The sequence below is a fragment of the Bacillus sp. BML-BC051 genome (genome assembly GCF_019656175.1).
Taxonomy (GTDB): domain Bacteria; phylum Bacillota; class Bacilli; order Bacillales; family Bacillaceae_G; genus Bacillus_A; species Bacillus_A mobilis.
This window is the reverse complement of sequence record NZ_BPLI01000042.1, coordinates 1-26,447: the sequence shown is the minus strand read 5'-3', so window position 1 is coordinate 26,447 and position 26,447 is coordinate 1. Positions and strand designations below refer to the sequence as shown.

At 31.5% G+C, this 26,447-nt stretch carries 23 protein-coding genes; 6 read left to right on the top strand and 17 right to left on the bottom strand.

Annotation, left to right across the window (positions count from 1 at the left end; translation table 11 throughout):
- Nucleotides 1–48: 48 nt before the first annotated feature.
- The 3 genes from K5S59_RS17190 to K5S59_RS17180 are packed head-to-tail and all read right to left on the bottom strand — an operon-like array spanning nucleotide 49 to nucleotide 3,288.
- Entirely contained in the window at nucleotides 49–1,098 is a 1,050-nt protein-coding gene (locus K5S59_RS17190; RefSeq protein WP_120450181.1) for a Gfo/Idh/MocA family protein, read from the bottom strand.
- Nucleotides 1,099–1,115: 17 nt separating this feature from the next.
- Nucleotides 1,116–1,976, bottom strand: coding sequence for an HAD-IIB family hydrolase (locus K5S59_RS17185; protein ID WP_120450179.1), 861 nt, complete (start codon nucleotides 1,974–1,976; stop codon nucleotides 1,116–1,118).
- A complete protein-coding gene (locus K5S59_RS17180) occupies nucleotides 1,963–3,288 on the bottom strand; it encodes a DegT/DnrJ/EryC1/StrS aminotransferase family protein (RefSeq protein WP_098257886.1) in 1,326 nt (441 codons plus the stop codon). The genes K5S59_RS17185 and K5S59_RS17180 overlap by 14 nt, the downstream gene beginning before the upstream one ends.
- Nucleotides 3,289–3,386: 98 nt before the next feature.
- On the opposite strand from K5S59_RS17180, the gene K5S59_RS17175 reads away from it, so the two are divergent.
- Nucleotides 3,387–4,376, top strand: coding sequence for a LacI family DNA-binding transcriptional regulator (locus K5S59_RS17175; protein WP_098257887.1), 990 nt, complete (start codon nucleotides 3,387–3,389; stop codon nucleotides 4,374–4,376).
- Between the two features lie 167 nt (nucleotides 4,377–4,543).
- Here the strand turns inward: K5S59_RS17175 and bla are convergent, their stop codons facing one another.
- Both bla and K5S59_RS17165 read right to left on the bottom strand, forming a co-directional pair.
- On the bottom strand, nucleotides 4,544–5,491 hold the full coding sequence (gene bla / locus K5S59_RS17170) for a class A beta-lactamase Bla1 (RefSeq protein ID WP_426706198.1): 948 nt from the start codon (nucleotides 5,489–5,491) through the stop codon (nucleotides 4,544–4,546).
- 210 nt (nucleotides 5,492–5,701) lie between these two features.
- Entirely contained in the window at nucleotides 5,702–7,834 is a 2,133-nt protein-coding gene (locus K5S59_RS17165; protein WP_120451099.1) for a peptidoglycan D,D-transpeptidase FtsI family protein, read from the bottom strand.
- A gap of 349 nt (nucleotides 7,835–8,183) precedes the next feature.
- Between K5S59_RS17165 and K5S59_RS17160 the strand changes: the two genes are divergently transcribed.
- Nucleotides 8,184–9,950 (top strand): peptidoglycan D,D-transpeptidase FtsI family protein, encoded by a 1,767-nt coding sequence (locus tag K5S59_RS17160; protein ID WP_120450177.1) that lies wholly within the window; start codon nucleotides 8,184–8,186, stop codon nucleotides 9,948–9,950.
- A gap of 11 nt (nucleotides 9,951–9,961) precedes the next feature.
- Here the strand turns inward: K5S59_RS17160 and K5S59_RS17155 are convergent, their stop codons facing one another.
- From K5S59_RS17155 to K5S59_RS17125, 7 genes are all read right to left on the bottom strand, one after another.
- The gene (locus K5S59_RS17155) at nucleotides 9,962–10,789 is read right to left on the bottom strand and encodes an SH3 domain-containing protein (protein WP_220784070.1); all 828 of its coding nucleotides are present in this window, start codon (nucleotides 10,787–10,789) and stop codon (nucleotides 9,962–9,964) included.
- A complete protein-coding gene (locus K5S59_RS17150; RefSeq protein ID WP_000435494.1) occupies nucleotides 10,779–11,312 on the bottom strand; it encodes an RNA polymerase sigma factor in 534 nt (177 codons plus the stop codon). The genes K5S59_RS17155 and K5S59_RS17150 overlap by 11 nt, the downstream gene beginning before the upstream one ends.
- Before the next feature lie 591 nt (nucleotides 11,313–11,903).
- Nucleotides 11,904–13,871, bottom strand: coding sequence for a penicillin-binding transpeptidase domain-containing protein (locus K5S59_RS17145; RefSeq protein ID WP_000737740.1), 1,968 nt, complete (start codon nucleotides 13,869–13,871; stop codon nucleotides 11,904–11,906).
- Between the two features lie 419 nt (nucleotides 13,872–14,290).
- Nucleotides 14,291–14,911: an SGNH/GDSL hydrolase family protein gene (locus K5S59_RS17140; protein WP_002071763.1), complete on the bottom strand. Its 621-nt coding sequence runs from the start codon at nucleotides 14,909–14,911 to the stop codon at nucleotides 14,291–14,293.
- 186 nt (nucleotides 14,912–15,097) lie between these two features.
- Complete coding sequence (locus K5S59_RS17135) at nucleotides 15,098–16,234, bottom strand: acyltransferase family protein (protein ID WP_002071764.1); 1,137 nt, start codon at nucleotides 16,232–16,234, stop codon at nucleotides 15,098–15,100.
- A 517-nt stretch (nucleotides 16,235–16,751) separates the two neighbouring features.
- Nucleotides 16,752–18,065 (bottom strand): D-alanyl-D-alanine carboxypeptidase family protein, encoded by a 1,314-nt coding sequence (locus K5S59_RS17130; protein ID WP_269154531.1) that lies wholly within the window; start codon nucleotides 18,063–18,065, stop codon nucleotides 16,752–16,754.
- A gap of 483 nt (nucleotides 18,066–18,548) precedes the next feature.
- Nucleotides 18,549–19,208 carry a CatB-related O-acetyltransferase gene (locus K5S59_RS17125; protein WP_120450175.1) on the bottom strand — a complete coding sequence of 220 codons (660 nt, stop codon included), beginning with the start codon at nucleotides 19,206–19,208 and terminating at the stop codon, nucleotides 18,549–18,551.
- Between the two features lie 453 nt (nucleotides 19,209–19,661).
- Here K5S59_RS17125 and K5S59_RS17120 point away from each other — a divergent pair, with 453 nt between their 5' ends.
- Nucleotides 19,662–20,132 (top strand): DUF5065 family protein, encoded by a 471-nt coding sequence (locus K5S59_RS17120; RefSeq protein ID WP_000771845.1) that lies wholly within the window; start codon nucleotides 19,662–19,664, stop codon nucleotides 20,130–20,132.
- Nucleotides 20,133–20,725: 593 nt separating this feature from the next.
- Here K5S59_RS17120 and pepD read toward each other — a convergent pair.
- Together pepD and spoIISB are read right to left on the bottom strand one after the other, a co-directional pair.
- Nucleotides 20,726–22,195 carry a beta-Ala-His dipeptidase gene (gene pepD / locus K5S59_RS17115; protein ID WP_120450173.1) on the bottom strand — a complete coding sequence of 490 codons (1,470 nt, stop codon included), beginning with the start codon at nucleotides 22,193–22,195 and terminating at the stop codon, nucleotides 20,726–20,728.
- Nucleotides 22,196–22,336: 141 nt separating this feature from the next.
- Nucleotides 22,337–22,513, bottom strand: a complete 177-nt coding sequence (spoIISB, locus tag K5S59_RS17110; RefSeq protein ID WP_088080047.1) for a stage II sporulation protein SB — start codon at nucleotides 22,511–22,513, stop codon at nucleotides 22,337–22,339.
- 331 nt (nucleotides 22,514–22,844) lie between these two features.
- Here spoIISB and K5S59_RS17105 point away from each other — a divergent pair, with 331 nt between their 5' ends.
- The 3 genes from K5S59_RS17105 to K5S59_RS17095 are packed head-to-tail and all read left to right on the top strand — an operon-like array spanning nucleotide 22,845 to nucleotide 24,982.
- Nucleotides 22,845–23,825, top strand: a complete 981-nt coding sequence (locus K5S59_RS17105; RefSeq protein WP_098258776.1) for a WXG100 family type VII secretion target — start codon at nucleotides 22,845–22,847, stop codon at nucleotides 23,823–23,825.
- Nucleotides 23,826–23,885: 60 nt separating this feature from the next.
- Nucleotides 23,886–24,680, top strand: coding sequence for a hypothetical protein (locus tag K5S59_RS17100; protein WP_162937119.1), 795 nt, complete (start codon nucleotides 23,886–23,888; stop codon nucleotides 24,678–24,680).
- A gap of 26 nt (nucleotides 24,681–24,706) precedes the next feature.
- Entirely contained in the window at nucleotides 24,707–24,982 is a 276-nt protein-coding gene (locus K5S59_RS17095) for a hypothetical protein (protein ID WP_001041557.1), read from the top strand.
- A 44-nt stretch (nucleotides 24,983–25,026) separates the two neighbouring features.
- Here the strand turns inward: K5S59_RS17095 and K5S59_RS17090 are convergent, their stop codons facing one another.
- The 3 genes from K5S59_RS17090 to K5S59_RS17080 form a co-directional block, all read right to left on the bottom strand.
- Nucleotides 25,027–25,188 (bottom strand): hypothetical protein, encoded by a 162-nt coding sequence (locus K5S59_RS17090; protein WP_000852624.1) that lies wholly within the window; start codon nucleotides 25,186–25,188, stop codon nucleotides 25,027–25,029.
- A gap of 75 nt (nucleotides 25,189–25,263) precedes the next feature.
- A complete protein-coding gene (locus tag K5S59_RS17085) occupies nucleotides 25,264–25,389 on the bottom strand; it encodes a hypothetical protein (protein ID WP_000588712.1) in 126 nt (41 codons plus the stop codon).
- Nucleotides 25,390–25,501: 112 nt separating this feature from the next.
- Nucleotides 25,502–26,239 carry a type II toxin-antitoxin system SpoIISA family toxin gene (locus K5S59_RS17080; RefSeq protein WP_002071740.1) on the bottom strand — a complete coding sequence of 246 codons (738 nt, stop codon included), beginning with the start codon at nucleotides 26,237–26,239 and terminating at the stop codon, nucleotides 25,502–25,504.
- Between the last annotated feature and the right edge of the window lie 208 nt (nucleotides 26,240–26,447).

Genomic DNA, 26,447 nt, shown 5'->3' with positions numbered 1-26,447 from the left:
AAACAGGGATTTAAGTAAAATTTCTAAACCCCTGTTTTTACCATAAAACTAAATAGTTGCTACAGTTCGTTCTTTATTACTACTGCTTTTATCAAAAAACATATCCAATATAACTTGCGAACGAAATCCATCTTCAAATGTTGCTACAGACTTATTAGGACCACCTGCCGCAGCCTTAGCCCATTCTATTATTTCACTTCTAAAAGAATCAGACCATTCAAAAATCTCATTTTCTGGATCGATTAGCAACGGTAAAGGTAACGAGATTTCATGTTTTTCCAACCCATCAAAGAGTATATATTTATTTGGCTCTTTAGAAGAATACTTATATTCTTTCTTCGTACCTATTACCTCTATACTAAAACCACAATCGTCAAGAAATGAGCTTTTAGATGTTGTAATATTAACAAAAACCTTATTATTCAATTGGCCATAAACCTCAGCATAGTCATCAACAAAAACTGGTTTGCTTTCTTTTTCCTTAACGTTTGTTTTAATTTTAGTTCGAACAGTATCCTCTCTAAAATCACTCTCAAATAAAAACCATAATAAATCTATTAGATGAATTCCTAAATCTCCTAAGGCCCCACTAGTTCTATTACTTTGGGAATCATCTCGCCAAGTAAACGAAGTTCTCCTAAAAGCGCTATTCTTTTTAAAATGCAATCTTACCACTACTATTTCCCCTAATTCTTCATTTTGAATTAATTGTTTTAAAGCCTTAACATAAGATAGGTAGCGATAGTTAAACCCCATTGAAGCGACTAAATTAGTATTTTTCGCTATTGTCATCATGTACTTTGCTTCCTCACAAGAAATCGCCATAGGCTTTTCACATAAAACATGTTTGTTTTTTAATAATGCTTGAACAGCTTGAGATTTATGACAAAAATTCGGAGAAGATATTATTACCCCATCAACTACTTCTAGTAACTCTTCATAGCTATTAAAAACCTTCCCACCAAAATCCCCTACCAATTTATCGGCATTCTCAGAATTAACATCATACACTCCAACTAATTTACAACTATCAACAGTTGATAATGCTCTAGAATGAGCTCTTGCAATACTTCCTGCACCTATAATCCCAATATTCATTATATGAACATCCCCTTTTAATTAATAATGTGCTTTAGAGTATTTAAAATTCCAATCGAGTATTCACCTTGAGCTAGCATTGAGTGTGTTTTTTTGGCCTCTTCTGTTGCATTTTCTACTAAATAGCCATGCCTTACAGCTTGTAGCATTCTTAAATCATTCCCACTATCTCCAAAAGCTATTGCATTTGTTTTATCTAGTTCGTACTTGTCTAAAATAAATTTCACTATCTCATCTTTACCTGTTCCAAGTGGAATAAAATCTACATCATAGCAATTTTCTGGATCACCAGCTAATGGATTACATTTGTTAATATTAACTCCAACTTGGAATATTTCTCCGATTTCTTCTATCTTTTCTAAATTCTTTGTATCAATAAATTCATTTTGCTCTTCATAATAAAAATTAAATTTGTACTTAGAACTTCCTAATTGTGTCTGAGGTCTTAAAAAAATTTCATATTTTGATTCTAGCAATTTAAGAATTCTTTCAATCTTTGAAGAATCAAAACCACCCTCTATAATTCTTTCCTCCCAAATTTGATCATCAATAATAATCCCATTACTATCAAAGTACGTTATTTCTGTACCTAATCCACTCGCCACAAAATGAGGGAAATACTGAATACCACCCTTTTTCATTTTTTCAACAATTGATTCTAAACTACTGCCCGTTACCCAACCAATTACTAAATTCCCTTTACTTCCGTGTTCAAGCAAATACTTTTCTAACAATTTCATATTGCTTCTTTTAGAATCATCCATGTTATGAGGATAATAAGTTTCATCAAAATCACAGAATACTACATACTTAGGCTTTTTAACTTGTGGTAATCTTTCGAAATTTAAAGACTGTAAAACTTCATTACTTATTGACATTGAATAATCCCTCCAAAACGAAATTTTGCTCTTCTAACATCATATTTGGATGTAAAGGTAGATGTAATATTTCTTTATGAACTTGCTCTGTATTTAACAGATTATTCTGCAGATCATTTTCCTTTACCCACTTGGTATTTTGTCTATGAGATAATACTGGATAATAAATATCTGTTTCAATGTTATACAATTGGTACAATTTATTTTTCAACTCGTCTCTTCTTCCATTTTCAATTCTAATCGGAAAAAGGTGCCAGACATTATCTTCTGTCATTGTAGGTAGCTTAATTAGTTCTCTATCTTCTAATTCTTTTAAATTACGTATATATCGTTGAGCTAAATACGCCCTTTTTAAATTGTTATATGATAAGTACTTAATTCTTTCCAAACCAATAGCTGCTTGCAAATTATCAATTTTAGAATTGAATCCAAAGTCTAATACCTTTTTATTTTTTTTATCAATTTCAAATCCATGATAACTATATTGATTGCAACGTATTGCAAGAGTTTCATTATCGGTAACTATCGCACCTGCCTTACCACATACACCAAAATTCTTATATGGGTTAAAACTAAGAACAATAATATCTCCATATTCTCCAAGATTTGAAGAACCAATAGCTTGACATGCATCTTCAATAACTCTTAATTGATATATATCCGCGATTTCACGAATTTTTCTCATTTCACACTGCTTACCATACAAATGTACAGGTAAAATGCATTTAGTTTTTTGGGTGATAGCTTCTTCTATTTTAAATGGATCAATACAAAAACTCTTCTGATCTATATCTACAAATATAGGTTTTGCTCCGACCGCTAACACAGCATTTTCAGTAGCAGCAAAACTATTAGCTGGCATAATTACTTCATCTCCCGGCTGAATACCAATAGATAATAACGACACCATAAGGGCATCTGTACCACTACTTGTTGCAATTACAAACTTTTTATTTAAATAACTTCCGATTACTTCTTCTAGCTTTTTTAAAAATGGTCCACTTGTAAATTGACCTGTCGGTAAAACATCTTTTAAAACTCCAATAATTTTTTCAACCTCATCTTGAGAAATCAACCGATTAACTGGCATAAATTCTATTTTCTGTATATTTTTTCTGCTATAATTGAAAATATCTTTTTCTATATCAATATCTATTTTCAATTTGTTTTCCCTAAATAATTTCTCTTTCATCTTGTGATTCGGTAATATATTACTAATTTCAAATTCTTTTTCTTTTGTTTCCCCCTGTAGGCACTTTAATAAAGCTAAATTGTCTTTACTATGTCCAGAAATTGTAGTAAGAGTTTTCACGTTAAATCACCTCTAAGAAATTATTTTGAAAATCATGAGTAGACTATATTTTATGTTATCGATTACATGTCAACATATTTTTTACGGAGGGTTTTTCTATGGTAACAATTAATGAAATAGCTAAATTATGTAATGTATCAAATGCTACGGTTTCAAGAGTTCTAAATAATCATCCTTATGTAAATTCAGAAAAACGTGAGAAAATAATAAAAGTAATGCAAGAATTCAACTATACTCCTAGTGCTATTGCTAGAAATCTTAGGATAAATAAGACACAAACCATTGCTCTATCAATTCCAAATATAGATCATCCCTTTTTCGGGAAATTAGCTAGAGAAATTTCTAAAGAATTATTAAAACACAATTACAAATTGCTAATTTATCAGACTTTTTATGAGAAAAAAATAGAGCTTGAATTACTTTCATTACTAAAGAATAAAGCTGTAGATGGTGTAATTCTCGCATCTCTAGAAAATAGTTGGGAAAATATAGAGCATTATTTAGCATATGGGCCCATAATACTTTGTAATGAATATGAGGAAAATGCACCTATTCCGATAATTTGCTACGATGAATTTGAAGCTGGATACAAAGCTGTTAAACATTTAATAAGCAAAGGTCATAAAAAAATTGGCTTTTGTTTTGATTCTCTTAATAGTCAAGCACAATTAAAACGCCAACAAGGTTATCTGCATGCCTTAAAAGAAAAACAATTACCATTCAATAAAAAATGGCTATTTGGAGATGCCATTACTATTAATGATGGGTTTAGAATTTTTGAGAAGCTAGATAAATTAAAAGATAAACCTACTGCATTATTTACAGGAAATGATCAAGTTGCTGCTGGAGTCATTAAAGGAGCTACTATTAAAGGATATTCTATTCCAACTGACTTAGCTGTTTGTGGTTATGATAATCAATTAATTTGTACAGTTACAACCCCAACAATTAGTACTATTGATATTCCAATTGTTGAACTGAGTAAACGTACCGTTAACGAGATACTACTATATATAAATACAGATGAATCTATTAAACGTAAAATTATTGAATACCCTACAAACTTAATTATTCGTGAATCTACATAATTAAATTAAAGTTTTTGCTTAAATTTATCTAATATATAAAAAGAGGACGTAAATAATAATGCGTCCTCTTTTTATATCAAATTAAAATAATCCATTAAAATGCTTTTCACATTAAAAAGAATCACTTTCCAAGTTCATATTTTATTACATAATGAATTGAGAGATTATCACTTAAGAGCCTTAACTATAACTTCAGTTGCCTCTGCAATAAGTTGATTATCATAGGTAGCCTCTTTCTCATCTTTACTAGATAAAATTGCGATGATAATGGGTGCTCTATTTGGTGGCCAAACGATCGCAATATCATTTCGTGTCCCGTAACTTCCTGCACCTGATTTATCTGCAACTACCCAGTCAGTTGGCACGCCTGCACGAATAAGTTTGTCTCCTGTAGCATTTCCTTTCATCCACTCTGTAAGAATTTTACGTTTTTCAGCTGGAAGTGCATTTCCGACCGTAAAAGCTTTAAGATTCGTAGCAATTGTTTTCGCTGTACTAGTGTCACGAATGTCTCCTGGAATAGCCTCGTTTAACTCTGTTTCAAAGCGATCAGACATAGTAACCCGATCACCCATCTGTCTAAGCGCTTTTTCATATCCTTTCGGTCCGCCTATTTGATGAAATAAAATGTTCCCTGCAGTATTATCACTGTAACGAACAGCAGCCTCCGCAATTTGTCCTATTGTCATTCCAGTATCTACATGTTTCTCTGTAACAGGTGAATAATCCACTAAGTCTTCTTTCTTATAAGTAATAACTTCATCTAATTTCTTAGTAGAGTTTTGTTGCAGTAATACCCCTGCCGCTAAAGCCTTGTAAGTTGATGCAAAGGCAAATCTTTCGTTAGGTCGATAAGAAATTTTTTGATTTGTACCAGTATCAATTGCATATACACCTAATCGAGCATCGAATTTTTTCTCAAGTTGAGAAAAGTCTTTATACGTCGCATGATTATTACGTTTAACTGGTTCTGTCTTTTCTTTTGCTTCAACTTGCAATGGCCCTCCTTTAAAAGCTTCTAAGCTTGTAAGACTTAAACCTAATATACCAACGCATATACCTATTTTTAGCATCCTCTTGTTTTTCAAAATCATCATTCCTTTCAAATTCTTAATACCTTTTTATACGTACACATAATAGACAATCACCGAAACAAATTTGTTCCATAAACTTAAAAAACTTTATAACTAGTATTAGAGTTATTAACAAAATAAGCGATAGCAACTATGATCGCCACTATCGCTTATTTCAAATCTCTTTTTTATACTTTTAAAAACTTTTATCTAAATAAAATCTCTTTCCGTAAGAAAAATGTACAAGTTTTACTAATTTTGATTAGAAACATCTGTATTAGTAGCTTCACCATGTATACGCTGCTTTTTCAAATCAAAGTATACATCTAAAACTTCTTTTCCAATTATAGAATTAATTCCACTTTTATCGTTATGAAGCCACGGAACTACTACTGAGAATGCTACTTCTGGATTATCATATGGAGCATATCCAACTAACGTTAAGTTGTAACATTCCATACGTTCTCCTTTTGCATTTCTACCAATTGGATCATCTCCACCATATACAGTTTGAGCTGTCCCTGTCTTTCCTGCTGGTTTATATGGCGCGTTTTTGAAATACTTCACGCCAGTTCCATCACCTTCTTGGAATCCCCATCTAAACCCTTCTTTTATTCGATCAATATGTTCTGTCTTCATATCAATCCGATTTAATACGACAGGCTCTATAGAGCGTATTACTTTGCCGATTTCATCTTCTTTTATTGACTGCTCTCGTATTTCTTGTACAATTTGAGGTTGCATTCTATATCCACCGTTAGCGATTGTTGAAATGTATTGCGCTAATTGCAACGGCGTATACGTATCATACTGCCCAATAGAAAAATCTAGTAAAAACCCAGGCTGACTATCTACTCTTCTAGTTTGGCCAATTATTTCATTCGGTAAATCAATTCCTGTTGGCACGCCTAATCCAAATTGTTTAAAATAATAGCGCATCGTATTAAATGCTTCTTGTTTTATATCCAACGAACCATTTGGTACATAATTAACTCCCGCAATTTTTAAAGCTGTCTGGAACATATATACATTCGAAGATACTTGTAGCGCTCGTAAATCATTAATATTACCAAATCCGGATACATTCCACGATTTCTTAGCTTGTGTACCTTTAAATTTCATCGGCGCATCATAAAATTGATCTCCTGGTTGTATTGCCCCTGTCTCATATCCAGTTAATAAAGTTGCACCTTTTACAGCTGATCCTAGTTCATACGAAGTTGTCATATTACCTAATGCCAAATCCTCGATTTCCATTTTCCCTTCTTTTTCTACAATCCTTTTGCCTGCCATTGATAAAATCTGTCCGTTATTCGGGTTCGTCATGACGACAAAAGCTCGGTCCAACAGTGGCTCTGAACTCTTAAAAGCTCTCAAATTTTTCTCTAAACTTTCTTCCACTTTCTTTTGTAATTCCATATCAATCGTTAATGTTAAACTATTACCACTTTTTCCTTTAGAGATTATTTCTGTGTTTAAAATGTTTCCTGATTTATCAGTAATGTTTTTCACTTCTTCTTTTGTACCATGTAACACATCTTCATATCGTTGTTCAATATAACTTTTTCCTACACGATCATTTCGGTTATATCCACGTACCAAATAAGAATCTAAGTTTTCTTTCGGTAATCCTTCTTCACTACTCGTAATATTACCTAACACGGAACGAAATAAATTACCATTTACATAATTACGTTCCCAATCAACTGTTGCATCTACTCCTGGAAACTCAGCAAGGTTTTCACTTATTCGTGCATACTCTTGATCTGTTACATCTTTTTTTATAATTTGTGGTGTCAGTTGATAACCTGCGCTCATTTTACTTTTAATAGCTAACACCTTTAAATCTTGTGCTGTTAATTCTGCCAATTCTACTTCTGTAACGCGACTTCGTCTTAAGTCTTCTATTTTTTTATCTAACTCTTTTCCCTCTACTCCCTTTTCTTTAAACTTTTCTATATCTTTTTTCGTAATCATTGTCTCCGCACGTTTCGTATTCAACTGCATCCAAAAATCTTTTTTATCGATATCTGTTAATTTATTTATTTCTTGTTCAGGCATTTCAAGTACTTTTGCCAAGTCTTTTGCTGTTTTTAAAATATCTTCACTCGTAATCCCCTTTACCCTTGTATACGTAATCGTACGAAGAGATTTATTATTAACAACTGTTTTCCCTTCTCGATCTAGTATTTGTCCACGCGGAACTGGAATGCTAGTTGTTGCATTTTGACTGCTTTCCACTTGATTCTTATAAGCCTCTCCCTCTACGATTTGTACTTTTCCTAGCTGCATAATAATAGCTGAAAATAATAAAAATATGCAAAGGAACATTATATTTAATCGAATAGATATATATGTCTTGTTCTTTCCTTTTTGTTCTTTCATAAATCCTCCATTTAATCCCTTATATGTTACATACTGATGACCGGTTATAAATATCGTTGCAACTTTTTTACTAAATCCTTGTAAACATCCTATCCTTTTCGCTTTGCCACGTAATTCATAACTCTCCCTTCCTGTTTTCTCTCTATTATTTGTCGCTCGCATTAGAAATGCTAAACTGTATAATGTCTCATATTAAACTTACACATAGACTTGCTAGTAAATTTTCATACTAATTGTTCCTTTCTTCATGCTGTAATACTTAATAGACAATCTAAATAATAAAGTTGTTCCACATTTACAAAAAAAATAATTAACTATAATATGGAATAGGCTATAAAGGGAGGGTTTTATGTTACATATAAAAATAAAAAAATGGATATATATAGCGGTTTTTTCTATTGTGAGTGTGATTTTAATAATTTTGTTTAACAGTAATTTCATTTCAATTACTATCGAAACTTCTTCAGCCGAAAGAGGACAAATACTTGATCAAAATGGTGTAATACTAGCTACAAATAAGAAAGTTAAGTCTTTATATTGCACTTTTAATGATGAAAAGCTATCGAAACAAGATACATCAAACACATTAGCTTTTTTCAATCAATTTTCAAGCGAGTTTCAACATGACATTTCTGCAAAAGACATAAAATTACACTTACAACAATCTTGTAAAAAGCAAACTATGAATGATATACCGTTATACTCTGACATAAATGAGAGTGAACTTACATTCATAAATAAGAACAAATCCAATAATGTAATAATTAAAGATGAAGTAATCCGGTATTATCCCAGGCATGAAATTGGTTCACAAGTAATTGGTTATGTAGAAAAAGACCTTAATTCAGAGCATATACCTGTTGGAAAAAGTGGGGTTGAGCTGCAATATGAAAATGATTTAAAAGGAAAACCGGGTAAAAATCTTATTTTTAAAATGAATAATAAAAAGTTCTTATGGAACATTCAAAAAGTACAAAAAGGAAAAGATATCCGGCTAGCTTTAGACTCTAAGTTGCAGCAAAAAACAGAGGAATCATTAAGATCTCAAATCAAGAAAATAACTGATGTTAATACTGGTTATGTTGTGGTAACCGATGTGAAAACTGGCGCAATTTTAACTATGGCCAACTCAGCAGTGTTTGATCCAAATACATTATATGAACAAGTATCATCTAAAAAAGAAAACATCAAATCACTTTCGCAAAATAAAGCAATTCAAAAATTAAAGTATGGTGAATCTTATGTAAATATGGCCTCAACTATAAAGCCACTTACTATTTTAATTGGATTAAACGAAAAGCTTTTTCAACCTGAAGATACTTATTTAGATAAAGGTACTTTTCAATATGATAATCAAAATAACATTACGAATGCACCTGGAACGCCAACAGGTGAGATTACACCGAGGCAGGCTATTATTAATTCATCTAACACATTTATGACAGCAAAAGTAGCTCTACCCTTATTCAACCAAAATAATGGGAATATAGAAAAAGTTGCACATATATGGACAGAGTATTTAAAGCAATTCGGCCTTCGTTCTAAAACTGGGATTGATTTACCCTTTGAAGAAGACGGACAATATGAATTTCATCCAACAAACAAGTTTGAAAATGGTATCTCCGCCTTATTAAATGCCTCTTGGGGAGGAAATGAAGTACACACTCCTCTTCAACTTGCTCAATATGCAGCAACTTTAGCAAGTAAAGGTGATAAATATAAACCTCAAATCGTAAGTGCTATTATTGATCAAAATGGTAAGGAAACAAAAAAGTTTAAACCAATTTTAGAAAGTTCAAATCGTTACCCTATGAAATTTTGGAGTGTCGTGCAAGGTGGGATGAGCCAAAATATAGAGGAAATTAAAAACTTGCCCTTCCATGTCGCAGGTAAAACAGGCATAACAGGTGCTCCGAATGAGCAAGAAAGAATGATAAACCATTCTCTTTTCATTGCATATGCTCCTACCGAAGATCCACAAATTGCCATTTCTGTCGTTATTCCTGGTAGTAATTCAGAAAAAAACATTGCTGCTCTCGTTACATCAGAAATTTTAGAGTCCTGGAATACTCTTCAAAAAGAGAATAAAAACAAAGAGGAAGGTTCATTAAAGTGAACCTTCCTCTTTTACCATATAGAATCTATATTTATTATTTTCCATTTGCCTTCATTATTCTTTTCGAACATAAATGAATATTTAATGTCAGTTAAAACATACTCTTTTTGTACATATCCAGTATTACCGTTAATTGTCGATATTTTTATATATCCATCATTCTGCACTTTTTCTGGAATCCAAGCTTTTACCATTTCATTAGATACTTCATATAATACTTGTGATTCTCGCTTTGGTTCAGCTAAAATTTTCGTTTTATTTCCAGTAACCGTTGCATATATAAAATGTGCTTGCTTTGGCTGGTTACTTTCTGTCAATCCACTTGGTACTTTGTATGATTGCTTTGTATCATTTGTAAACTCTCCCCCCATTGTAAGAGCAACTTGCAACTCATGAAAAATATCTTCATCAAATTTCAATTCATCCTTCTTATAACTCTTCCCTTTAAATAGAACTTCATCATTTAACGCTCTATACAAGTCATTTTCATTTTTTGAATTTGTACTTTGATATAATTCATTCATAAATTGTTTTAATGTTGGATCTTGAGCAGACTCATCTTTAGTTTTAGGCTTAATTTGAGTGCTACTTTGTACCGGTGATTTATTATCATCTAGCCAAGGTTGTTGAACGATAACAAATAACATTGTACAAACCAAAACAACTACAATAGGCAGTGCTTTTTTTCGAAAGGGTCTTTTATGTTTTACAAGATCCGATTCATTATTTTCATATATAGACTGCTTTATTTTAAAAATAAACTCTTCTTCATCTTTACGATTCTCCATTGGGCCTTTTTTTAATTGTTTATACGAGTCAGGATTTTGTTTATTGTTCATCACTACTACCCTCCCCTATTAATTTTGAAACCTTACTTCTCGCTCTGCTTAATCTAGATTTTACAGTTCCAATGGATACTCCTAGTGTTTCGGCCATTTCTTCATAAGATAATTCATATTTCGCGTCTAAAATTATTATTTCACGGTGTTTTTTAGGTAGTTTTAATACAACATCCCACACTTCATTCATTTCCTCTTGATTAAAAAATTCTTTTTCTGCCGATGGAGATTGCTTATCATCACTAAAAAATCCTACTAAAGATATCCTTTTAAAATAGGAGGATTTCAAATAGTTTATTGCCGTATTTCTTGTAATTTTTAATATCCACGTTTTAATAGATGACTCCTTTCGAAATGAATTCCAATTTTTAAATACCTTTATAAATACATCTTGCGTGATATCATCTGATAAGTGTGGATCTTTCGTAATAATAAATGAATAATTCCATACATCTTGCCAATAATCTTTTATAACATAGTCAAGCTCATCATGATTACATTTTTCAATAAACTTCTGCTCCATTTCCACACCTCGAACTTATTTGAATAAACATAAAACTACCCTCGCTTTTATTATGGTTTCAATATATAGACAAGATACAAGTTTCATTTGTTCCATTGTTTATCTTTTTTTGTTAAAAAAATCCTCCTGAGAATGTAAAGGTGTGCAATTACTTTCATAAAATAATCACCAATACATTCTCTTACATGACAGGCTCCTAAAAAGAAGTAAAGCATACAATGTTAAAAATACACTCGTAAAAATCTGATTATTATTTGTGAATTTCACGCAACACTCTACTTGTATCACCTATTTTTCTTAGAGCATACTTATTTGTATGCTCTATTTATGTTTTACTAAATAACTTATTTTTTTAGTTTAAAACTTGTCCATTTTAATTTGTTTCACTCTTCTATTTAATATCAGCAATGTCACCCTTTCAAAAATGAAAATTAAGATGAGGTATCAACTTTCTACACCCACAACAAAAAAGCATTCTCGATTAAGAAGAATGCTTTTTCGAAACTTAATTGTTCTTTGTATTGCTCACTTTATACCTTCGTGTTAAGCAAACAATGAATGTAGTAAAAGATTTCACCTTATAGTTACTTATTATTTCTGAAAAACATGTTTTACTTTTTCGCCTGGAACGTTACTCCCCCCTCTTCCTTTTACATCTTCGATCATCATGGTAACAATCATATCGGGCGCATTTGCATCAAAAGCTGCAAACCATCCAAGTTCTTTTCCGTCTGCTTCTTTCGACTCCTTCAGTTCTGCTGTACCGGTTTTACCAGCAAGAGTTATACCATCAACCTTAGCATTTCTCCCCGCGCCATCAGGGTCATTAATGACTTTTATTAATGCGCTCTTTAATATCTCTCGATTCTTTTTAGAAACCACATTTTCTTTCCAATTCCCCGCTACTTTTGCTTCTTTTAAAAGATGAGGCGACGGAATATTCCCTTCATTCACAATCGGTGCATATGTTAATGCTAAATGAAGTGGTGTCATTAATACTTGTCCTTGTCCATATCCCGTGTCTGCTAGTTGAATATCATTTTTTATCCCATCTCTTGCAATGATTGAAATAGGAAATTCGTATTCGATTGGTAATTTTTCATGAAATCCGTATTTCTTAAATTCATTTACATACTGATCTTTTCCCATTTTCAAAGCTTGTTGAGCAAAATAAATATTATCAGAGTATTTCATTGCCTTATCAAAATCAATTGGACTAGCTTCCTTCACACGTGTTACATAATAATTTCCCCAAGATGAATCTTTTGTCCACTTTAATCCTTGAATTTTAAATTCTTCCTTAGGGTTTATAGTGTTTGTTTCCAAGCCAATTGCACCAGTAATCGTTTTAAATACGGAACCTGGTACAAATGCTTGTGTGAAACGATTCATCATTGGTAGTTTCGAGTCGTTATTCCATGCTTCTCGTTGGGCTTTTGATGCTCCTCTAACTATTGTATTTGGATTATAAGCAGGGCTACTGACAAGTGCAATAGTTTCACCCGTTTTAGGATTGACCGCTGCACTAGATCCTGCTTCATTTTTCATCTCATTAAAGATTTTTTCTTGAATTGCAGCATCAATTGTTAACGTAACATTTTCCCCTGCTTTCGCTTCTTTTTTTGCTACGTTTTTAATCTCTTTCCCACTCTCATCTTCTATAAATACGCGTCCACCTTTTTCGCCACGCAATTTATTCTCTAATACTTTCTCTAAACCTGTCTTACCTATTAAATCATCAGCTTGATAACCTTTTTTTTGAAGCGATTTTAACTCCTCTGCATTCACCTTTCCTATATAACCAGTTAAGTGTGCCGCCGCTTCTCCTAATGAATACGTCCGAATATTTACTGGGCGAGATGAAACTCCTTCTAATTCAATATAATCATTCTGTCTAGTTCCCTCTTTTAAAATACCAATTGGTACAAAGGAGTCTGGTTTTATCCATTTCGCTGTAAGCTTCTGATCGACCTCTTCTATAGACATATCAAGTAATTGTGCTACTGTTTCTTTTGTTTGAGCCGCCATTTCGCCTAGTTTCTCTGGAATAATTCCAACCTCAGTCGCTTTACCATTCGTTGCAAGACCTTTCCCATTTCGATCATATATTTCTCCACGTTTTCCTTGTTCTATTTGCATACGTACTTTGTAATCTTTTTTCATACCTGGAAAAATGAAATCTGGTGTCCAATCTATTTTCCAAACATCTTTATCTTTCACAAGTTTTGCTTCATGGATAAATGAAACTTTTCCTCCATCCGTATCCATCTTAACTTCAAAAAGAAAAAGTTCTTTATCTTTAGCATTCTCTCCTTTCGTTTTAACTTTTAAATTCTTAACGCCAATACCTTCATAAATTTTTTGATATTTCTCTGTGAATTCCTTTTTAGAAATCGTTTTTTGGGCATGTTCTGATAAATGATCATACATATTTGCAAATTCTCTATCATTCCATAAATTTATATATTCTTCAAATGCTTGTTTTGGCGATTCGTTTTTATTACATCCTACCAATATAACTGCAAAACAAAAGAAAAGCAGCATCCATAATTTTTTCAATTCAATCTTCTCCCTTAGTTAAAAATGTTTATTCCTTTCTTGATCTATTAAATAAAAAATGTTGTAACGCTTAATAGACAGTGTAAGTAATGAAATTGTTCCACATTTATAAAAAAATTAATTTATGATTAACCTGTATTCGAAGCGGAAGATTTTAAGATTGTTACAAACAAAACAAGCGAATCTATTTAATACTATTATTTAAAATATCTTTTTACTTAGGTTCCCTGCTCTTATCCTTTTTGTAAATATTTAACACGAAAAAGAACCCTTATTTTAAGGGTTCTTCAACAAAAAATAACAAAGTGTATACAATAAAAAAGAATTACTTAAAGTTTAATTTATAGACGCTGTATATCTTCTATTTCGCATCAAAACCCCTGTTCTGTATGCGACTGGGGATCCGTTCACTCTAAAGCTTATTTAGAAGAGTCATGTACAGGTAAACTACTATGAATTAATTCAGCAACTTTTACATATCCTTTTGAGTTTGGATGAATTAAATCCGTAGACCAAAGTGAATTATCATTAACTAATGGATGTTTCCAAAAGTCAACATAATGAAGCTTATACTCACTACTCAGTGAAAGTATAACTTCATTTGCCTCTAATAATTGTTCTTTTAACATTTGTTTTTTTTCAGAAGAAAAAGGAAGCCGAACTGTAAAATCTGGAAGATTTGCTATAATAATATCCGCATCTGTTTTACTTAATGTATCTATCATAAATTCCATTTCGTTCTTATATTCTTGATGATTCCAACGTCCTTTTAAAACATCGTTTGCACCTGCAATTAGACTAACCAAATCTGGATTAAACGTTAATGCCTTTTCCAGTTGCTGTGAGCGTATTTCTTTAGTTACTAACCCACGCTTTGCAAAATTAGCATATTCTATACCGTTTACACAAAGTTGAGCAAAATGATCTACCCAGCTTTTTAATGCTATTCCCTCAACTTCATCCCCTATGCCCTCTGTAAAACTATCACCAATCGATACAAATCGCTTCCACATATGTAGTCCCCCTTTATTATTAACCATATCTATACTATACAATAGCTCACACCGTAATTGTTATTTCTAAGTAGTTTTCGATTTCAATTATATTCCACTTTATTTTATTTACATTTAGAATCCAAAATTGACCGATTCCTAAGTATACTTAGGAATCGGTCATATTCGTATATTTACTAATGAAATAAAATCTCTCTAGGAATTATACTTTTTTCAAAAATTGGTTGTTCTTTGTTTTGCCCAGTTAATACATTTCTTTTCGATTAAATGATACGAAATTATAGAAAAAAGTAGTGTCATTGCAATGCACAAAGTAAGAAGGAAAAAGATAGGTATCTTTGTATACAAAAGTTTAAATAGTACCATCATGATTGGAAAATGACACAAATAGATACTGTATGAAATTTCTCCTAAATATACAAATACACTCTTATTTAAAAATGCTTTTACTTTTAGATTACTCATAGCCATTATAATAAATATACTAACCCCCATTACGACACCCCAATCTTTTAATAAGAAAGTAGTATCATTACGGGAAAAACCATAAATTAAAATGGAATATAAATATAAAATAATCCCTAAAGCAATAAGAAATCCTTTTTTAAATTTTTTCATATTCCTATATGAGTAAATAAGTTTTTCCTGATACTTAAAAAGTAACATTCCAACCATAAACATAGATGTAAAATGCAGTGTATCAGCATAACCATTATAAAATCCTTCAGCTTTCCCAATATGCAACATATTAAGAAAAACACTAATGAAAGAAAAGCTCAAAGCAAATAGTATCGTTTTCTTCCAATTCAGTTTATAAAAAAGAAGGAATAATAAAGGAAACACAATAGATATACGCATTTCTTGAGCCAATGACCAAATAACTGGATTATAATTTTCCGTAAAAAAGTTATTAAGAAGCACAAAGTGGTTTAGAATATCTAATTTTGTTATAGACCCTTGCCACCTATCATAGAACCAATCCCGTAGTCCTACCACTTCATACGACGAAAATAAAATAAATAAAACAAAGGTAACGATTATCCAAAAATAATAAGGAATATAGATTCTTACAAATCTCTTAATTAAATATCCCCAATAATTTGTTTTTGAATGATAAAGTGCCATAGATAACACAAAACCACTTAGTACATAAAAAACGATAACAGCTTCCCCGCCCGCCCATAAAAACCTAAGCGGGGAAAATTTAATAGAATTAGGCAACGATGGTAGCATTAAACAAAAATGTCCAAATACCACAGTAAGTGCCGCTAACCCTCGTATAGAATCTAATTCTTTTATTCTCTTACTCATAAAATGTTCTCCTTGTAAATTGTAGATTTTGCTGTTCATAAAGGCCACTATACTAGTGTAGTGGGAGAATTGTACATAATGTCTATCTAGATCCCAGATATAAGCAGTTCAAAGTCAATCTATGCATCTGTTTTCTGGTCTCCATTTCCTTATATAAATAATTTAAAACAAAATATTTAATACAAAGAAAAGATTTTATTAAATTTTTATAAAATCTTTTTACAGAAATAAGTAACGGATATTCATTTTTTATTGTCATTTGATGAAAAAATGGATGTTTTTTCTTCATGTAACTTTATTAAACTAACTTTGTACTAGAATGCATTGAATCAAAAAATACATAATAAACGCCATCCTTTCTGTATATTTCTACAAAAAGAATAGCGTTTTTTGTTTTTATAGATACAAATTTATCTTAGTTTGATTACAATAAGAAAAGTTCCGAAGAATCCAATTTGAAAATTAATACCATCTTCCATTCCAAACTATCTACATAAGAATTTATAAAACTTCGAAACTCTTTTTTCAGATTAATATTTAGTTTTATCCTATAAATTTAGCTTTTTACTATATCAACCGCACTATCCCACATACCGCAAAAAAAAGATCCGATGTTACGCATAAAACGTGTAAACCAATTTGCTTGTTCTATATCAGATTTTGTTACAAGGTCTACTTGTAATGATTTACCTAATAAGAACCCTGGATCTGTACTATCTTTAGGCGAGATAATCATTTTACTTATTGTTACACCTTTTTTAATAGGTGCTTCTTGTTCTTCATTCAATACTTTAAATTCTTTTTTATATACGTCTTTGTTGTTCTTTGGTATCGGAAGTGAAACAGCTTGCTTCGTTTGAACAACTACATCTTTGTCTTTCGCATTTGCTACTCGCACTGTTTCATACCCTTTTACTACTGAGTCTTTTCCATAGGCCTTCTTCACTTCGAAATTTGCAAATCCGTAATCATATAATTTCTTCGTTTCATCAAAACGTGCTGCATGAGAGTTTGCTTTTATCACTACAGATATTAGACGCATACCGTTTCTTTCTACTGTACCAGTGAAACAATCACCAGCTTCTGGGGTAGTTCCTGTTTTTAACCCATCTACACCTTCGTATTGCTTAATTAAACCTTTTAACATCCAGTTAAAGTTCGTCATATCAATTGGATACTTACCACCCTGTTGGAATGTTTTTTTAGGGATTTTTGCAGTATCTAACATTTTCGGAAAATATTGAATAAGACGTTGTGCTAAAATCGCACAATCTCTTGCGGACATTTTATTTTTCTCGTCTGGCGTTGTCCCTTCTGGGTGATATCCTTTTAAATCATAGTTTGTTAAGCCTGTAGAGTTTACAAATTTATAATTTTTCATTCCAAACTCTTTTGACTTATCATTCATCATTTTCACGAAATCGGCTTCTTTTCCAGCAATTTCTTCAACTAAAGCAATTGTTGCACCATTTGCAGAGTAAATTGCCATTGCCTCATATAACTCTTTGACCGTATAAGAACCACCATTTTCTAATGGAACGTTTGATAATGAGCGATCTTGTGAAATCTTATGTGCATATTCAGAGATTTTAACTTTTTGATCCCATTTAAGTTTTCCTTTATCCACCGCTTCATGAACTAAATATTCACTCATCATTTTTGTCATACTAGCAATTGCTAGTGATTCATCCGCATTTTTTTGATATAAAATTTTTCCGGAATTCGCTTCTACTAAAATTGCTGATCCTGCTTCTACATCTAAAACAGGGACTGTTTCCGCTGTCGCTCTTCCAGATGTAACAATTATGCTACAAAATAGTGTAAGCACTGTTACTATTGCAATAAATCTCTTGCAAAACATACCTTTCACTTCTGTTACCTCCAATATCTTTGTACTCAAAATAGCGTTATCCTAGCATAATCCTTCAAAAAATAGACAGCGTTATCAAATTCTAAATATAAGACATTAGGACCACTTTCATATAGAACATTTCATCCAGCTCTTTTAGACAGACTGACACTTAGTACCCACACTTTTAACACCTTTGTATTTTTCAAAATGATTCGCACTTTCATATTTTTTAGGATTACACTTAATAGACAATCTAAGTAATACATTTGTTCCATATTTACAAAAAATAAAACCAGTGTTTCCTGATTAAATATCGAGGCAGACTGGCAGCTAAACATTCGTTTATTACCTATCAAGGATTTTAGTTATTCAATTATTTAATTATTTAATTCAGCTATTTACTATACTCATACCAGAGATGAATTTTCCTTAGTCTAGATTATTAATTTTTTATAATAAAAAAACTACACCCTATATAGAATGTAGTTTTTTTTCACAGACTTATCTATTTTTTACTTCCTTGTTATAAAAATCATATAATAATTTAATAGATGAACTAGATAATATAGGCATTGCCTTCTCAACTAATTCTCTATCCCAATCAAACCAACGCATTTCCATTAGCATATTCATTTCTGTATCAGTGAATCGTTTCTTTATTTCCTTAGCAGGATTTCCACCAACTATTGTATACGGCGGAACATCTTTACTTACGACAGATCCCGCTGCAACGATTGCACCTTCACCGATTATAACGCCAGGCATAATAATAGCATTCATTCCAATCCAAGCATCACTTTTAATGACTGTATCGCCCTTCGGTTCATATGAATGTTCAATTTGCTCAGCGAATGGATATACTGTAATCCATTCTGAGTGATGATTATGATTACCACCCATTAAAATGACTACTCCACTCGCAATACAAACATAGTTTCCAATAATGAGTTTATCAAGATGCCATCCCATCTGTTCAATTGGATTGAACAGCGCTCGGGACTTAGCATCCCCCCACAAATACCTTACACAGCCATCTTCAAAATTTTGATGACCATAATAACCTGAATAATAGGAGTACTCTCCTACCTCAATGAGTGAATGTGTTACTATATCTTTTAAATACTTTGTTTCTGACCAATGATTAAATAATGGATGCTTCATAACTTTATTCCTCGCTTCTAAGTATTATATATTTTGCTATTTACTTAGAAGCTTACTACGACTGCTACATTTTTTAGCTTTCTCAAACGACGAATCATTGTCTTCAAGCCTTTCTTTTATTATAAAGGAATCATATCGTGATAAATTATATAAGTCAAATTGTAAAATTATGTACTGAAACTTGAAGTATGAATTGAAATTTCAGCATTAAAACAATCGAGTTTTCAAATAACAAATCCCAATTACATATAATAAAGATTTTTTAGCTATACATCTAACCTCTTTCTTATATTAGCTTTAACTCCCTCGATATAGTTTTATTATTTATTTATTTGTCTGATAAATCAATAAATGTTAATATGATTATAGAAGATATTATCATCCATTAGATTTCACAGCTAGTTTTTCACAAAAACGATTTCTGAATCCTTAAGTAAATAGGAGGTTTAGAACATGAAACTTTTAAGGCAATCAACAATTATTGGTGCATTGACTGTTGGAGGATTTTTATTTTCGAATACAATTGGTACACTCCCATCTGTGTCTGCTGAATCGCAACTTACACAAAAAGAATCACGATTTTCAGATAATTGGCGTTGGCAAAGCTATTTTTTATTACATCATAATGCAGATTTTATAGAAGAGTTAGCAGTTGGTGACTTAAAACATGGAGATACATTCGATGTTACTATATATACTGGTGGTAAGGATACTGGTATTGTAAAAATATATCAATTGAGTGGAAATGAAAATGACGAAATAAACCTGCATAGATATAAAACCATTTATGACTCAGGTCTAAAACATAATTATGGTAGATTTGTAACACCTATTACTAATGTTTATACTCCAGGAACATATGTAGCTGTTATGAAACTTGGAGAAAATTATTATTATGGGGGTAGCTTTAAAATCTCAAAATAATTAACGTTTATCTCACCAGTAAATATATATTGGATACTATTTTTATTAGACAAAAATCATTTTAAAAGCTCTTCTATCTCATATAAGATAGAAGAGCTTTTTGATTGTTTGCCCTTTTTAAGGTTTAAAAAACCTTACTTTCTTTATAAATTATATTTTTTATTCAACAACTGTTTTCACCTTATTAAGCTCTACAATCTAATATGAAATATTGCATATTCTATATGTTCAATCTTTAAAAATGCGATAATTTATCTATAAAAATATTTAAAATTAATATTGAAAAGAGAATATTACATGTCTTTCTATTCTTGGTCTCCACTTATTTTCTTAATAGTTGTTGCAATTAGCATTTCTATTCAAAAGGCTAAGAAACAATAATTTATTATGTGGAGGTGTAAAGATGTCATTTGCAGCATGGAGTGCAATTTTTATGACTTTAATCGGAGGAATATCCGGAGCAGCTTTTGGTACAATATCCGCTAGAAATAAAAGCAAAAATTAAATGCTAACGTAAAAATGAATTTCTAATAAAACTCTATACAAAAAAGTAGCCTATAAAGTTTTATAGGCTACTTTTCATTTCATTCATATTATTTAGCTAATTCTTTCGTACCCTTCATTACATCAACGAAGAACCCCCAGTTATTCACAACAGAAGAAATACTAATATGTTCATCTGGAGTGTGAACATTGAATATATCTGGACCGAATGAAATTGCATCTAATTCAGGCATCTTTTGAACGAATGCACTACATTCAATACCTGCATGCACTGCAAAGATTTCAATCTCTTTATTGTATTTTTCTTGATGCACTTTTTCAAACAAATTACGAATTTGTGAATTAGGATTGTATGGCCATTCTGGATACTCTGACTCTATTTCAAATGTTGCACCAACTAATTCGGCAATACATTTAATTTCATCTGCAACATGTTGTTTTAAACTACTTACAGAACTTCTCACTTCGTTACGTAATTTAATTTCATCTTGCAACGTTTCAATAACACCTAAATTTGTTGAACTTTCAACTAGACCTTTAATGTCCAAACTCATACTTTGAATGCCGTTTGGAATTAAGAATAATGATGAAATAAGTTGCTTTTGTGTCTCTTTAGCAAATACTTTTTCTACTTTCTCATCCAATTTTGTAATTGTAACGTGAACATCTGGATCAACAGCACGCATTTCTTCTTGTAATACTCTAGTCCAAGATACTAGTTTTTCTTCTACTTTCTCTACATCTTCTGTACGCAATACAATTGTAGCTACACTTTCACGCGGAATTGCATTTGTTTTTAATCCGCCGTGAACTTCACTTATATCAAATTGAATATTTGCTGATAAATCGCGTAATACTCGTCCTAATACTTTATTCGCGTTACCACGTTGTTTATCAATTTCCATACCAGAATGTCCGCCTTTTAAACCACCAACATATAGACGGTATGCACCTGTATTCGCTGGCGCTTCATCCCATATTACTGGAATTGTTTCAACAGCTTTCGCACCACCTGCGCTACTTACAAGTAATTTATGATCTTCTTCAGAATCAATATTAATAAAAATCTTACCATCAAAGTGATTTGCATCAACAGCGAAAGCCCCGCCCATTGTTGTTTCTTCTTCAGTAGTGATAACTACTTCAAGTGCTGGATGCGAAATGTCTTTTGAATCTAATAAAGCCATCGCATACGCAACTGCAATACCATTATCAGCACCTAAAGTCGTTTGATTTGCATATAACATGTCCCCAATGATGCGTAATTCAATTGGATCTTTTTCAAAATCATGTAAGGTTGCTTGATTTTTTTCACATACCATATCCATATGACCTTGAATGATTATAGCTGGTACATTTTCATAACCAGTAGTTGCTTCTTTTTTAATAATGACATTTAATGCTTCATCTTGAATCACTTCTAAGTTACGCTCTTTTGCAAAGCCAACTAAATAATCACTAATTTCCTTTTCATTACCCGATCCTCTAGGAATCTTTGAAATTTCTGCAAAATGATAAAATACAGGGTGCTTTGTTAATTGTTCTAAAGTAGAATACATTTTTAAGCTCCTCTCAAAATGACAAAATAATATGTAGGTCTTTTATCATTATACCATGATTCGTTACTTTCCCTTTCTATTTCATACTTTAAGATCCACTTGTGAAATATTTAATCGTATAAAAAAACAAAAGAAAATGCACTATGCATTTTCTTTCGTTTTTTTTGCTCTCATATATTTTGAAGTACCATTATTCATTAATTTCTCTAAACGATTTATATTTTCTGTTAATGCACCTTTCACAAGAGAGAAATCTGTATTTGGTTCTTCTTTTTTTTCTTTAAAAAATGAAGACTTTTGTACATTTATTTCAGCCATCTCTTCTCCCCCTTTTCAAAAAGATACAATCTTCTATTTATATTATATCGCAAATGTAGACAGCGTGTACACGTATCATTTTCTTTTTAATTCTTCTTCTAATTCTTCTACTTGCTGTAATGTATCTCCTTTTATTAACGAGAAATCTGATATACCTTTAACTCCTACCTGGCATTCTCTCTTTTTTATTTTTGTTAATTATCATAAAATTACCAATATTAATCTACTATTTAATAATAATATTTGATATTATAAAAAGTAGATTTTATTGGAATTATAATCTAATATATTTTTGGTTAAAATAATTTTTCACACAAGGAGGTTAACCATATTGAATATTATCGTGACTCCAGAATTATTAGAAGCTTCTGCTAACAAGTTTAAAAGTGCTCAAGAGCAAGCACAATTACAATTTACTAACCTTCGACAAGATATCTTATATCTTGAATCAATTTGGTATGGTTCTACCAAAGAAAAGTTTTATTATGATTTTCAACAATCTAGCCAAGTAATGAATAAATATATTCATTGCCTTCAACAGATTGAAATTCAACTAAAAAGAGCGGCCGAAAAATTCAGAAAAGTAGATAGTGAAACAGGAGCTGAGTTATCTACAAATGAGGGGAGTTTGCTTGAATCTCTCAAAAAGGGATTGGTGACCTCATTATCTCCCACCGTTAAATTAGGTATAATGGCAGGTGTATTAAATGTTATTCCTAACAAAAAAAGAAATGATTTAGTAGATATCGTCACTCGTAAATGGGTTAATGGTAAGGCAGGAGAAATATGGAATAAATTAATTCCCTTAAAAGACTTTTCAACATTAGAAAAAACCGCTGCATCATTAGGGAAATTAGATAAATCTCTTCCTAAAAATAGTATTAAAGAATCTAATATTTCTAAGCATATTATAAAAAATATGAAACCCTTTGGTATAGCTTCCATTTCCCTTACTGCATTAGGGGAAGTAAATTCATTAACATCCGCCATACAAGGTGATTTTAAAAAATATGATGGCTCTCAAGCTGGTGTTAATATTGCTATGGATACAGTTTATTCTACAGGAAAGGTAGTTGGAAATTTAGCTTCAACTTATGCTGGTGGAGTAGCGGGTGCTGAAGCCGGTGCATTAGCTGGCTCATTAATTTTCCCTCCAGTTGGTACAGCTGTTGGTGCAATTGCAGGTGGCATTATTGGTTCTACTGTAGGTGGAACCGCATTCAATGAATTAGCAGATAAATTTGTACCTCGTCAAAAGTTTAAAGAGAGTATTTCAAGTTTTACAGATAGCTTCACTAATTTTTTAAAATAAATTAAAAATCAATTGAAGAAATGAGGTAAAAAAAGTCTCTAATTAGACTTTTTAAGAGCTATGAATAAAAAACAAATTGTTTCTATAGAGGAATTAGCATTTCTAATGAATTCCAAAGAAAATCAAACTTATGCAAAAGAATTACTAAGTCTTATTTATGATGAACTAGAGAAAGCAGATGTCGAAAAAATATTATTGACTGCAGCGCATTCCCTATATACTAGAGGATTATTAAACTTTAATCAACAAACTAAAGAAATGCAATTACAACCGAGTATAGAGAAATTATTCAACACTATGTGTAACCCGCAACTTTCATTATTACTTCAAAAAGTCGATTTTATAAACGAAACAACGATTACTGCTAACATTTATATTGATAACACTTCAAACGTTACATATCAGAGTTTAGATGGGATTGCACATAAAATCGAAGAAATTTCAGACGATAGATTATTTTTAGAATCTAAAAATTTATTACAGCTAGTATTTCAGCAAGAGGAAAAAGGAAGTAACATTGTAGGGACTCTTCCAAATCATATCGTACAAAATATCGAAAAGTTATTCCCTCTGTCTATTCAAGAAGGGAAAACAATATTAATAGAGAATGGATTTAATTCCTTATATGCTGAAAATTTTATAAAGGATTTAAAATCAACGCAGTCTATTTACACTATTATGCGTCTGGATTTAACAGAAAAGAATGAGGTTATTTCTGACAATGGATTCTTTGTTATTGAATCACCAAACATCCAATGGCTATTAACTCGAAATATAATAAATGATTCCTTTGATATAACCTATTTAACCAAAAATCTTTTCGAAAATGAAATAGCAAAACTAGTAAAACATTAATCCTTTAAGACGGGAGTATATCTATATTGAATAAACAACAGCATTCTAGCAAAAAAAAGGAAGGTTTTTTCGAAAATAGGATATTACCTATCCTCACTGTTCTTTCAGGTGTAATACTATTAGTATACAAAGGGTTAGAATTCATTTCAAAGTATGTATTACTTTTAATCTTATTTGCCCTACTTATTGCTTCGTTATACTTATTGTTTATGAAAGAAGTAGTTGGTGCTGCTATTGGATTCCTTTTTGCAGCCCTTGGGTATTATATGTATAAAATCATTTTTAAACAAAAAAAGAAATAGCACATAAGCAAATCATAAAGAGTGTAATACAAAAGAGAATGCTTTTACGCATTCTCTTTTGTATACTTATATGGAGTCGCCTCTATAAATTTTTCTAATCGATCTACATTTTGAGTCAATGCACCTTTCACAAGAGAGAAATCTGTATTTGGTTCTTCTTTTTTTTCTTTAAAGAATGAAGATTTTTGTACATTTACTTCAGCCATCTCTTCTCCCCCTTTTCAAAAAGATACAACCTTCTATTTATATTATATCGCAAATGTAGACAGCGTGTACACGTATCATTTTCTTTTTAATTCTTCTTCTAATTCTTCTACTTGCTGCAAAGTATCTCCTTTTATTAACGAGAAATCTGTTGTATCTTCATTATCTTCTTTAAAAAAATCATTGTCATAATCTTTTATCATTACAATCACCTCTACGTGCTAGTGTAGGAATGATTGTCCGATTTTATACAAGTATGTCTAAATTTGCTTTACCTTTATGTATAAGTGAAAAGGACAGAAGAAAATCCTGTCCTTATTTACTAAAATAACTATGATGTATTGTTAAATTATATACATTTTCAAAATCTCGATCTTGCAGGTTATTTTTCTTCCCATCAATAACAATGAAAACATCACTCACCATTTTTGCTGGTATTATTCCGACATTTTCTACTTGCACCGCTTTCTGCTCATTCAGTTGCTCAATGTGTTCTAACGGAACGATAATACTAAATTGAGAACGGATACCACGAAAGTTTGTATTTAATTCCTTTGCCGCTTCAAATACAACAATTTTCGCTCCAATCTTTTCTCCATACGAATCTAAAAATGCGTTTAAGCTCTTTGTATACTCTTCTTCCGTATGCCATTCCATTGTACCGAACATTGCTGGATTGACATTTTGAATAATTGTTGTATATATTTCCCCTCTTGCTTTAGAAGCAATTAAAGACCGTTTTATCGATTGAACAGTCTTGCCAATATCGCTAAATTTCGCTCCCCATATTTCGGAAATATTAGGTGTTAAAATAAATGCGATATCAACGAAAATAACCATTGCAGTGAACATTAAAAGGTTTTTCCAGAGGGTTAAATCAATTCCTTTTATCATGAAATACACGGTGACTGATATTATAAACAACCCATACCAAGTCTTTCTAATACGTTGCTTTTTCTCCTCGTACAACTCTTCGTTTCTCCAGTAAAAGAACACAAGAACGAGAAAAACGATTGCTAAAATAAATAAGCCGATTCGAATGTTAGAGATCACCAATGACATCACCCTCCATTCAAAAACTACTCACGATATCATTACATGCACAAGTAGCCCTCTTTATGACAAAAGACGTGGACAAGCTTCTAAATTTAGCAATATCGCATATACATTAGAAGGTACCACGTCTTTTACCCCGCATTAACGGGCAGTAAGACCCCCACCTGAAAATTTTGCAAAAGCATAGAAGTTAGGTAGGGGATCA